The organism is Deinococcus fonticola (assembly GCF_004634215.1).
GTDB classification, from domain to species: Bacteria; Deinococcota; Deinococci; order Deinococcales; family Deinococcaceae; genus Deinococcus; species Deinococcus fonticola.
The window spans coordinates 55736-66417 of record NZ_SMMH01000022.1; the positions used below are offsets into that span (position 1 = coordinate 55736).

The window sequence follows — 10682 nt, forward strand, 5'->3', positions numbered from 1 at the left end:
CGCCAGTTGCTTCGGCGCGGGCTTTCTGTTTTTGTTCGTTTACACGCTGATTTCAGCGAAGCGGGCATTCTCGCGGATGAATTCCTTGCGAGGAGCCACGTCGCTGCCCATCAGGGCGTCGAAAATCTCGTTGGCGATGATCAGGTCGTCAATGCTGACCTTTTTCAGCACGCGGGTCTCGGGGTTCATGGTGGTTTCCCAGAGTTGCTCGGCGTTCATTTCGCCCAGCCCCTTGAAGCGCTGGATTTCGTACTTCTTGCCGTCTTTGTTGGCCTGCGCCACGTGTACTTTGAGTTCCTCGTTGGTGAACAGGTACGTGCCCTTGTTGTTCTTCGTCTGTGCGCCCACGGTGATCTTGTACAGCGGCGGCTGGGCGATGTACAGGTAACCGTGCTCGACGATGGGGCGCATGTACCGGAAGAAGAAAGTCAGCAGCAGCGTGGTGATGTGGCCGCCGTCCATGTCGGCGTCGGTCATGATGACGATCTTGTGGTAGCGCAGGTTCGACAGGTCGAAGTGCATGCGGTCGCCCGTGCCTTCCACGCCCGCGCCGATGGCGCCGATCAGGCTGCGGATTTCGGCGTTTTTCAGGATCTTGTTCAGCTCGGCCTTCTCGACGTTCAGGATCTTGCCGCGCAGGGGCAAAATGGCCTGGAAGCGGCGTTCACGTCCGCCCTTGGCGCTGCCGCCGGCGGAGTTCCCTTCCACGATGAACAGTTCGGATTCGCTGGGATCCTGGCTGGAGCAGTCCGCGAGTTTGCCGGGCAGGTCGTCGTTTTCAAGCGGGTTGGCGCGGCGCACCAGGTCACGGGCCTTGCGGGCGGCGTCACGGGCGCGGGCGGCCTCGGCAGCCTTCTCGACGATGGTCTTGCCGACTTTGGGGTTCTCTTCAAGGAACTCCGCGAACTTCTCGCCGACGATGGCGTTCACGGCGGTCTGCGCCTCGCTGTTCAGCAGTTTGACCTTGGCCTGAGACTCGAACTGGGGGTCGCCCACTTCCACGCTGACCACACAGTAGATGCCTTCGAGCAGGTCGTCGCCGCTGGGCAGGGGGTTCCCGGCCTTGATCAGGTTTTTCTCTTTGGCGTACTTGTTCAGCACGCGGGTGTAGGCCATCTTGAACCCTGTGATGGGCGTGCCGCCGTCGCGGGTGCGGATCATGTTGGCGTAGGTCAGGATGTTGTCCGACGCGTAGGTGTTGGCGTGAATGAAGGCCACGCGCACGTTCACGTCGCTGTGGTTGCCAGCCATGGTCACGGGCTGGTCGTACAGCAGCTTGTCGGTGTCGGTCACCAGGGCGCGGGCAAAGTTGGCGATGCCGCCCTTCTCGTGCAGCACCTCCTCCTTGATCTCGCCGCCGTGCAGTTCCTTGCGCTCGTCACGCAGCACGATCTTCAGGCCGGTCAGGTAGGCGAGTTCGCGCATGCGGTTGCGAATGCGGTTGTAATCGAACTCGTTCTTGAACTCCTTGAAGATGCCGGGATCCGGGTGAAAGGTCAGTTTCGTCGACCACTTCACGTCTCTGGGCGTGTCCCCGAGCACTTCCAGGGGTTGCACCAGGTTGCCCTGCTCAAAGCGGACGTGGTGCAGTTTTCCGCCCTTGTTTACAACCACATCCAGGAATGTGGAGAGCGCGTTCACCACGGTGGAACCCACGCCGTGCAGGCCGCCGGACACCTTGTAAGCCCCGCCGCCGAACTTGCCCCCGGCGTGCAGTTCGCTGTAGATGACCTCGATGGCCGGGCGGTTCTTGCCTTTCATAATGTCGACCGGCACGCCGCGCCCGTTGTCGATGACCGTGGCTGAGCCGTCCTCGTGCATGGTGATGTGCACTTCGGTGGCGTACCCGGCCAGGCCCTCGTCGATGGCGTTGTCGATGATTTCGGTCAGCAGCTGGTGGTAACCGTCGATACCCGTGCCGCCCTGCACGTACATGCCGGGGCGCTTACGCACGGCGTCCATGCCCTCAAGCACCTGAATGTCGGCGGCGGTGTAATCGGCCTTGGCTTTCTGGCGCTCGGCCTCGGTGATCTGCTGGATTTCACTGACCTGTTCCTGCGTGTCGGTCTCGTTTTCCAGGGTAGCCGTCAGTTCTTCGGTTTGCGTCATGCTTCTCCTGCGCCGTCTGCCCGTGGGGAACAGAGGGGTCTGTGTCTCGAAAAGTGGCGAAAGCCCTTCCAATACGGCTTCGGCAACATGAATAGTATACCCCAGGAGCTGAAACGGGTCAAATTTATTCTGTTATTAGCGTAATCATGAGGGGCCGTTAGAGCGGCGTCTGTTTACCGGAAAATGACGTGTGGGATGACTGATTTTTATATCCGCCACTCTTTTCACGGAACAGCCTGCGCGTGTCCCTTCGCATAGCGGCCTGCGAACCGGCAGAATGGAGGGCACCGATGCACCACGCCCGCCAACTCTGTCTGCTTCTGCTGCTGACTGCCCCCCTGACCGGCCCAGCCGGAGCGACCCCGCCCCAGCCGAGCGGCACGGCCCCCGGTGCGGCCGTTGCTGCGTCCGCCAGACCCTCGCCCGCCGAACCCTCCTCCGACGCGCTGCCCAATCCCTTCCAGCCCCGACCAGGGCCGCAGAGCCCCCCGGCCGCGACCACCCGGACATCAGCCACAGCATCAGCCGCCCCCTGCGCCCTGCCGGTCGGGCCGCTACCGGGCGCCACCCGCGCCGTCATCGTGCTGGATACCAGCGGCAGCATGCGCGGCATCGGGGACGGGCAGGCGAACATCTTCGGGAAGGTCAAGGACAGCATCGCCAGGTATGTACACTCGGCGCAGCCCGACCAGCTGGAACTGATCACTTTCGACGGCGGCCTGCGCACCCGCCGCAGCTACGCCCTGCCTGGCGACCAGCCGCGCTTCGACACGGACCTCCGGGCTTTGCAGGCCGACGGGCGCAACACCTACCTGTACCGCAGCCTGCAGGCCGCCCTGACCCCCCTGACGGGCGCGGACAGATACCTGACCAACGTGTTCGTCCTGACCGACGGCATCGACAATGACCGCCGCCGCACCGAGACGGCCCGGAGTGCCGTGAACGCCTTCCGGGGCCGCGGGCCGCTGGATACGCTGACCTACATTGCCCTGGGAACCCAGATTCCCGCCGACGCCAGAGACGCGCTGAACAGCAGCGATTACGCCACGGGCCTGACCCTCCCGGTGGGGCAGGTGCCGACCCTGGCCCGCCTCGGCACGCACGTTCAGCGCGTCACAGACGCGGCGCACATTCCCGTCCCGTTCCGTGACGGCACCACCGTGACCCTCGCCCCGAACGCGGCCGGCGTAGGTCTCACGCAACCCCTTGTCCAGGGCGGCGAGGTGGCCCTACACCTTCCTGCCCGCCTGCCCCACGGCACGCCGGCACTGCTCTGCAGCGTGCCCAGCCCCACCGAAAATGTCGTGTTTCCCCGCCCGCAGCGCCTGCTGCTCGACCTGAACGTGGGCAAAGAAGGCAGCGGGCTGCTGTGGCTGAACCCCGGCGCTGACCTGGCCCTCGCCCCCGGCGAGGCGGCGGTGCTGCGTTACCGCGCCCTGAACGGCACGTTGCTGGCCGGCTCGCTGCTGGACAGCGCGGCCCTGCGCCTGCCCCCGACACCGGGGGGCATCGACGCTACGCTGGAGCACCAACCCGGCGCCCACGAGTTCGCGGTGCGCTTGGTCAATACCGGCACCCTGAAAGCGCAGATCCTGACGCCACAACTGCAACTGGCCACGGGCCAGCCGGGTAGAGGCCAACAGGGAATGGGCCGCCTCATCGACCTGCCCAGCGTGACCCTGCAACCCGGCAACGCGCCCGCCGGAACGCCTGGGCGCACGCCCCTGACCACGAATACGCCCGCCACGACTACCTCTGGCGTGCAGCCCTGGCGCTGGCTGCTGTGGCTGCTGTCCCTGCTGGCCCTTTGTGCCGCCGGGTGGTGGTTCCTGTCGCGTTCCCGGCGCAAGACCCGCCGCGCGCGCCGGCCGCTGCCCACCGTCAGCGGCGTTCCTGCCCCCACCATTCAGGGCATCGAGTACCGCGAGGATCGCACTCTGGCACTGGTCAGCGGCGACGGGGACGTGAGCAGTATCGCCGCGCCCCTCGGCGGGCCGTTTGACCTGGGCCGCCTGGCCCGCGTGCCCCTGCTCAGCGGTCTGCGGGCTGAACAGCACCTTGACGGCCTGAAAATCCTGAACATTCCCGGCGACCTGGAAGTCAGTCAGGGTGGCCGCCTGATCGTGACCGGGGACGAAATCCGCCCCGGCACGCTGCTCGGCGTGGAGGTCGCCCGGCAGGCGCGCGCGCCCCACGCGCCGCTCGGCTCGCTGGTGGGGCTGGGCTTACCCCTCACCCTGAAACCCGACGGCGTGACCCTCCACATCCAGGGGCCATACGGCACGCACGCCCTGACGCTGCAACTCGGCGTGACCGACCTCGGCGACGCCTTCAATGCCCCCGCCTTCGCCGGACTGAAATTCAGCACCAGCGGCCCCAATATCCTGCTGGCCGACGTTCCGGACGGCATGACCCTCACCCGGCAGGGCGAGAGCGCCCCGCTGCGGCCCGGCACGTACCTCAGCGGAGAAACCGTCATTAGCATTCCTACCAACGAGTAAAACGCGGAAAAAGACTTGGTACATCTACACTCCACGATCCCGGCTGCCCCGCTACACTGCCCCTCACTGCGTCCCACGCCCAACGAGACCCCATGGATATCCTGAAACAGATTCACGACCTGCAACTGCCGCCCCTCCTGCCCCTGCCGCTGTGGCCCACGCCCATCGCCCTGGTCACCTTCATCCTGTTCCTGTGGAGTTTTGGCCCCGCCCTGAAAACGGAAGTGCGTTTCGCCTTCCTGGTGTGGTTGCGCCTGACCTGGGCGGCCCTGCTGATCCCGGCCGTCACCGGCGTCATTCTGGCGGTGGGCGGCCTGAGGGTTCCCAGCGCCACCGACGCGGGGGGCGGCCTGAGCAAGTACGGCTTCAGGGTCGACCCGCAGCGCGACCTGGAGCACCTGATGTACGTGGCGTTCGCCCTGGTCAGCCTTTACGTCATTGAAATGCTGATCAAGGGCCGCCTGGTCGAGCACCGGGTGGGCCTGAAATTTTTGCCCGTCGTGACGCTGTTCCTGTACGGCTGCGCCTACATGATCGGGCGCGTCGCCACCTTCCCCGGCAACGGTGTGTAATAGGCGGCCCGCTGGGAGAAAAGAATTCTGGTTGGCCTGCCGTTCCCGGTTTCACCTGCCCGCAGCGGGTGTGAGGAAGCCCGTCAGCTTCAATTCATCCAATGTTGACAAGAACATGCTGGAGTAACGATCCGGATGCGTCGCCCTTTTCTGCTGTTTTCTCTTTGCCTGACCCTGTGTGCCGCAGACGTTTGGGCGGCCCCGGCCAGTGTGACGGTCAAGAAGGGGGATACCCTGTACAGCCTCTCACGCCGGCACGGGCTGAGCGTGCAGCACCTGCGTGACCTTAATGGCCTGCCAGACAACAAGATCGCCGTGGGGCAGGTGCTTAAGCTGAGTGGGCCGCCCACCACACCCCAAGCCCCTGGAAAGCCAGCAGCCCCTGTACCGCCAAAAGCCCAGGCCGCCGCCCCAGTCCTGGCAAAGAAAAGCCCAGCGAAAAAAAGTCCAGCACAACAAAGCCCGGCGAAAATTCCGCCCACGCCCACCAAAGCGCCGGCGGCCCTGAAACGCAACGCGCAGGGCGACGTGATTTATACCGTGAAAAGTGGCGATTCGCTGGGCAAGATTGCCGCGCGGCACCGCACCAGCGTCGCTCATTTGAAGGCCCTGAACGGCCTGACGAGCAGCGCCATTCAGGCGGGGCAGACCCTGCGCCTGACCGGAGCGCCGCTCAGGCCGAAAGGGCCGGCGCAGGCAGTGAAGCCCGCGCCCACTGTGAAGCCGGCCGTGAAGCCTCCAGTGAAGCCGCCCGCGAAAATCCTGGCCAGGCCCGCGCCGACCCCGGCGGTGAGGTGGTACACCGTGAAAAGCGGCGATACCCTAGGCAAAATCGCGGAACGCCACGCCATCACCGTGCGGCACCTGCAGGCGCTCAACGGCCTGAAGGGCACCACCATTCAGGCCGGGCAGCAACTGAAACTCAGCGGCCCGGCCTCCGCCCAGGTCGCCCGCACACCCGTCAAACCGGTGAGCGCGCAGCCCACCCGTTACACCGTGAAAAGCGGCGATACCCTCGGCAAAATTGCGGGCCAGTACGGGGTCAGCGTGGCGGCCATTCAGGGCGCCAACCACCTGAAGGGTGACGTGATCGCGCTGGGGCAGCGCCTCACCATTCCTGCCAGGGGGGGCACTCCCGTCAAACTCCCCCCGGCCCTGCCGCCCGGCATGGAAGCCCGCCTGGTGTACACCTACGAGCGCGTCAAACCCGGCGAGACCCCGGACGGTTTCGCAGCCCGCTTCAACGTGACTGCTGCGCAGGTTCGCGGCCTCAACGCCCTGAGTACCGTCAACCAGATTGTCCCCGGCGCGAAACTCCTGGTGCCGCGCAAAATGGCGGTGCCCATTCCGCCGGCCCCGCGCACGCCGCCCGTCACTTACCGCAGCGTCACCGTGCAGGGAGTGAATGTGCAGGTCATTCGGGTGGACTTACGCCACCGCAACGTGCTGGTCGCCCCGGTGTTGCCCACGCGCGGCCTGAACTTCGGCACGGGGGCCACGGTGCGCAGCCTCACCAACACCAGCGGCGCCCGCGCCCTCGTGAACGGCAGTTACTTTCACCCACACACCTACGCGCCCGCCGGGGACATCGTGATGCAGGGCCGCCTGCTCACCTGGGGCCGCATTCCCGCCGCGCTGGCCATCACGCCGGACAACCGCGCCAGCATTCAGGGCACCGGACGCGGCTTTTTCACCCGGCCCGGCGACACCACCTGGGCGGGCATGGAAACGGTCATCGCCACCGGCCCGCGCATCGTTCAGGGCGGCAACGTGGCCAGCACCTTCAGCAGTATCTTCCGCGACCCGGCTGTCTTCGGGGCGGCCGCCCGCAGCGCCATCGGCCTGGCCAGCAGCCGCGACCTATTGCTGGTCAGCACGCACACCAAAGTCAGCGTGGGCCAGATGGGCCGCATTATGGCAACCCTCGGCGCCCGCGACGCCCTGCTGCTCGACGGCGGCAGCAGCGCCGGCCTGTCGTGGAACGGCTCGGTCGTCCTCGACAGCATCCGCAAGGTCAGCTACGGCATCGGCGTGTTCACTAACTACACCGGCCGGCGCTACGCCCGCTGAAGAGGGCCAGTCGGGTTCACAGCCGGGCGAAGGTCAGCCGCATGCCCGCCAGCTGAAACCCGGCGCGGGTGATGTTTCTTTCGCTGGGCGTGCCGGGGGTCACGAACACGCTGGCGAGGGCTGCGCCCTGTTCGCGGGCCAGGTGCAGGCGGTGCGCGAGGAGGGCGGTCTGGGCGCCGCGCCCGCGACCGTCGGGGACGGTGGAGGCCGCGTACAGCGCGGCCACGTCCCCGGTGACCTGCATGGCGGCGGTGGCGATCACCTGGCCGCCCTCTTCCTCTTTGGCGGCGAAGCGTTGCACGTGCGGATGCCGGCCCACCAGGCGCATGATGTTCAGCGTGTCCTCCCCGAACCCCTGCGCCGAGAGCCGCGCCCACGTTTCGGGGTCAGGTTCAGGGCGGATAGGCAAAGCCGGGCGTTCCGGCAGGTGGGTCAGGTCGTGCGCGTACACGTGCAGGACATAAGAGACGGCGTAGCCCTCTGCCCGCAGCAGGGGCAGCAGGGACGGGGCCACGTGCGACAGGGCGTGCAGCGTGACGGGCTGATCGGCGTCCCGGCAGAACGCCTCCAGTTCGCGCAGTTCGGCTGGCGTGGGCAGGCGGGAACCGTCGAACCAGGCAATGTCCAGCGGCGTGTTCTGCCCACTGCCCACAGCGGTGAACGGCCCGATCTGCCGCACTTTTCCCCCGGTGTGGCGGTGCGCGGCGACTTCGCCGGCGTTGATGCGTTGCAGGGCGTTCATGCCGGCCAGTGTAAAGCGTGGTGGTGTTGGAACAGGCCCGCCTGGAGCGGGTAAGCCACTTCGCGTAACGGGACTCTGCTCCTGAAGCCGTACCATACTGGGATGAAGTTGATGTCCTTCCGTTCCGTCGTCCCCCCACAGGTGCGGCATTGAAGCCCGAACAGGTGCAGGCCCAGTTGACGCGCGTGCTCAGCGAGGCCATCTCGGAGCTGCGTGACCCGCGCGTGCCCATGATCGTCACGGTGGATCACGTGCACGTGACGCCCGATTACGGCCTGGCCCGCGTATACGTCAGCAGCATCGGCGGCAACATGCCCGACCTGCTCTCGGCCCTCAACCACGCCCGGGGGCATCTGCAACGCGAGGTGGCCCACCAGGTTCGCATGCGCCGCACGCCCATGCTGGAGTTCCGCGACGCGGCGGACTCTCGCTTCTGAGCAGGGCCACCTGAAGGAAGAATCCTTCTGGGTTTGGCTTTCTGCCCGGCCCAAAGAAGGACCTTTCGAACCCATGCACTAGCCTGACGGCATGTCCTTTTCTACGGAAACCGAGCTGCGGGTGCGTTACGCCGAGACGGATGCCATGGCGGTGGCCCACCACGCGAATTACCCGGTGTGGTTCGAGGTGGGCCGCACCGACCTGATGCACGCGCTGGGGGTGTCCTACCGCGAGATCGAGGCGCGGGGCTACTACCTGATGCTCAGTGACCTTCAGGTGCGTTACCGCCGCGCCGCCCGCTACGACGACCGCCTGAGCCTGACGACGCGCGTGGCCGAGGTACGCAGCCGCACCGCGAAATTCGCCTACGAGTTGCGGCGCGTGAACCCGGACGGCAGCCGCGAACTGCTGGCCACCGGCGAAACGCACCACATCGCCACCGACAAGACCTACCGCCCGGCCCGCTTCCCGGACGACCTGCTGGACCTGCTGGGCCGCGAGTAACGGCCCGGCTCAGCTCAAAGTACGGATCAGACGGTGACTTTGCGCCGTTGCAGGGACTGGTGCGCCAGCGTCAGCAGTTCCTCGGTTTCGTCCCAGGCGATGCAGGCGTCGGTGACGCTCACGCCGGGTTTCAGCCGGGTGATGTCCTGCGCAATGGGCTGTTTGCCGGCGTGCAGGTTGCTTTCCAGCATGACGCCGCGCAGGGCCCCGGCGCCCGCCTGCACCTGATGCAGCACGTCGCGGAACACCAGGTTTTGCCGCGCGTGGTCGCTGCCGCTGTTGGCGTGAGAGCAGTCCACCATCACCGCGGGCGTGACGCCGGCCGCCGTCATCAGGTCGGCGGCTTCCTTCACGAACTGCGGGGCGTAATTCGGGCCGTTCCGTCCACCGCGCAGAATCACGTGGCCGTGCGGGTTGCCGCGCGTGTGCACCACGATGGGGTGACCGTCGTCATCCACCGAGAAGAAGGTGTGCGGGTGGGCGGCGGCCACCACGGCGTCCACCGCGAGTTTCAGGCCGCCGCCCGTGCCGTTCTTGAAGCCCATCGGGGCACTGATGGCGCTGGCGATGGCGCGGTGCGTCTGCGACTCGGTGGTGCGTGCCCCCAGGCAGGCCCACGACACCGCGTCGAAGAAGTACTGCGGGGCAAACGGATCAAGCAGTTCGGTCGCCACCGGCAGTCCCAGGTCGGCCACCGCGACCATCAGTTCGCGCGTGCGTTCCAGGCCCTTGTTCATGTCGTTGCTGCCGTCCATATCCGGGTCGAGCAGGAAGCCGCGCCAGCCCACGGTGGTGCGCGGTTTATCGACGTACACCCGCATCTGCACTTCCAGGCGGTCTTTGACCTGCTCACGCAGTTCCCTCAGGCGCCGGGCGTATTCCAGGGCCTGGGCGAAGTCGTGCACACTGCACGGCCCCACCACGACCAGCAGGCGGTCATCTGCGCCGCTCAGGATATCGACCACCGCCTGCCGGCCGGCCAGCACCGTTTCTTCGGCGCGGCGGGTCAGCGGGTGGCGGGTCTTGAGGTCACGCGGCGAGCACAGGGGCGTGAACCCGGTGACGTTCAGGTTCTCGATGCGGCTGGGGGGTGGGGCCTGGGTCATGGTGGGTTCCTTTCTGTGGGGGGTGAACAGGCAACCGCCCGGCGCTTTTGTCAGGCACCGGGCGGTAGGGGAAGCAAAACGCAGCGTCAGGCCCGGTGTCGACCGAACCAATAAAAAAACGCGCTGCTGAGCAACATGCGCGGAGTGTACTCCCGCCAGCCGCGCCGTCCGGCCAGGTGGTCTAGAAAGGCCCTCGAACCAGCCCGCCGGATGCATACTTCAACAGCGGAGAGGCTGTCCGAAAAACGGGCCATGTGCCAGGATCAGACGCAGCAACCACAGATTTGCCTTCCAGAACTGGGACGAAGAGACGCTTTTCACGGCCTGATTGGTCAGGTCGACATTCGCCCAGCACGGCCTCAAGAACTTAATTCGATAGAACCGTACAAGAACGTATGCCTCTCAAAGAACTGCTTATTTATCTCGCCTATCTGATGACCTTGATCACCGCGATTTTCGCTGCGGCTTCAGGCTTCCAGTCGGTTCTGATGCGTTGGTGGTCGCTGTCCGGAGTGGAGTGAACCCCAAAACGCGGACAGAGGAGCAAGGCATGTCGCCCCGGTCAGCCCGTAGGCTGATCAACAGATGGAGGGAGACCGACCATGCCCGGACGACTACACAGCCGCGAATTCAAGCTCGA

The 10682-nt window shown here is 66.0% G+C and carries 9 protein-coding genes; 6 read left to right on the forward strand and 3 right to left on the reverse strand.

The window, feature by feature from the left end; translation table 11 throughout:
* Positions 1 to 39: 39 nt before the first annotated feature.
* The gene (locus tag E5Z01_RS13175; RefSeq protein ID WP_135229783.1) at positions 40 to 2109 is read right to left on the reverse strand and encodes a DNA gyrase subunit B; all 2070 of its coding nucleotides are present in this window, start codon (positions 2107 to 2109) and stop codon (positions 40 to 42) included.
* 290 nt (positions 2110 to 2399) lie between these two features.
* Here E5Z01_RS13175 and E5Z01_RS13180 point away from each other — a divergent pair, with 290 nt between their 5' ends.
* The 3 genes from E5Z01_RS13180 to E5Z01_RS13190 all read left to right on the forward strand — a co-directional run bounded on the left by E5Z01_RS13180 (position 2400) and on the right by E5Z01_RS13190 (position 7252).
* The gene (locus E5Z01_RS13180) at positions 2400 to 4610 is read left to right on the forward strand and encodes a vWA domain-containing protein (RefSeq protein ID WP_135229784.1); all 2211 of its coding nucleotides are present in this window, start codon (positions 2400 to 2402) and stop codon (positions 4608 to 4610) included.
* A gap of 92 nt (positions 4611 to 4702) precedes the next feature.
* Positions 4703 to 5182, forward strand: coding sequence for a hypothetical protein (locus E5Z01_RS13185; RefSeq protein WP_135229785.1), 480 nt, complete (start codon positions 4703 to 4705; stop codon positions 5180 to 5182).
* 135 nt (positions 5183 to 5317) lie between these two features.
* Positions 5318 to 7252, forward strand: a complete 1935-nt coding sequence (locus E5Z01_RS13190; RefSeq protein WP_135229786.1) for a LysM peptidoglycan-binding domain-containing protein — start codon at positions 5318 to 5320, stop codon at positions 7250 to 7252.
* 16 nt (positions 7253 to 7268) lie between these two features.
* Here E5Z01_RS13190 and E5Z01_RS13195 read toward each other — a convergent pair whose 3' ends face one another.
* Positions 7269 to 7994: a GNAT family N-acetyltransferase gene (locus E5Z01_RS13195; protein ID WP_240738419.1), complete on the reverse strand. Its 726-nt coding sequence runs from the start codon at positions 7992 to 7994 to the stop codon at positions 7269 to 7271.
* Positions 7995 to 8143: 149 nt separating this feature from the next.
* Here E5Z01_RS13195 and rbfA point away from each other — a divergent pair, with 149 nt between their 5' ends.
* Positions 8144 to 8431: a 30S ribosome-binding factor RbfA gene (gene rbfA / locus E5Z01_RS13200; protein ID WP_119763688.1), complete on the forward strand. Its 288-nt coding sequence runs from the start codon at positions 8144 to 8146 to the stop codon at positions 8429 to 8431.
* Positions 8432 to 8522: 91 nt separating this feature from the next.
* Complete coding sequence (locus E5Z01_RS13205) at positions 8523 to 8936, forward strand: acyl-CoA thioesterase (RefSeq protein WP_135229787.1); 414 nt, start codon at positions 8523 to 8525, stop codon at positions 8934 to 8936.
* Positions 8937 to 8962: 26 nt separating this feature from the next.
* Here E5Z01_RS13205 and E5Z01_RS13210 read toward each other — a convergent pair whose 3' ends face one another.
* On the reverse strand, positions 8963 to 10042 hold the full coding sequence (locus tag E5Z01_RS13210; protein WP_135229788.1) for a 3-deoxy-7-phosphoheptulonate synthase: 1080 nt from the start codon (positions 10040 to 10042) through the stop codon (positions 8963 to 8965).
* Between the two features lie 395 nt (positions 10043 to 10437).
* Here E5Z01_RS13210 and E5Z01_RS20235 point away from each other — a divergent pair, with 395 nt between their 5' ends.
* Positions 10438 to 10563: a hypothetical protein gene (locus tag E5Z01_RS20235; protein WP_276321252.1), complete on the forward strand. Its 126-nt coding sequence runs from the start codon at positions 10438 to 10440 to the stop codon at positions 10561 to 10563.
* The last annotated feature ends 119 nt before the right edge of the window (positions 10564 to 10682 follow it).

Excerpts from the sequence above, each read along its gene's own strand:
- E5Z01_RS13195 (WP_240738419.1), bottom strand. The coding sequence starts at position 7,994 with ATGAACGCCCTGCAACGCATCAACGCCGGCGAAGTCGCCGCGCACCGC.
- E5Z01_RS13210 (WP_135229788.1), bottom strand. The coding sequence starts at position 10,042 with ATGACCCAGGCCCCACCCCCCAGCCGCATCGAGAACCTGAACGTCACC.
- E5Z01_RS13180 (WP_135229784.1), top strand. The coding sequence starts at position 2,400 with ATGCACCACGCCCGCCAACTCTGTCTGCTTCTGCTGCTGACTGCCCCC.
- E5Z01_RS13205 (WP_135229787.1), top strand. The coding sequence starts at position 8,523 with ATGTCCTTTTCTACGGAAACCGAGCTGCGGGTGCGTTACGCCGAGACG.
- E5Z01_RS13185 (WP_135229785.1), top strand. The coding sequence starts at position 4,703 with ATGGATATCCTGAAACAGATTCACGACCTGCAACTGCCGCCCCTCCTG.
- E5Z01_RS13190 (WP_135229786.1), top strand. The coding sequence starts at position 5,318 with ATGCGTCGCCCTTTTCTGCTGTTTTCTCTTTGCCTGACCCTGTGTGCC.
- E5Z01_RS13175 (WP_135229783.1), bottom strand. The coding sequence starts at position 2,109 with ATGACGCAAACCGAAGAACTGACGGCTACCCTGGAAAACGAGACCGAC.
- E5Z01_RS20235 (WP_276321252.1), top strand. The coding sequence starts at position 10,438 with ATGCCTCTCAAAGAACTGCTTATTTATCTCGCCTATCTGATGACCTTG.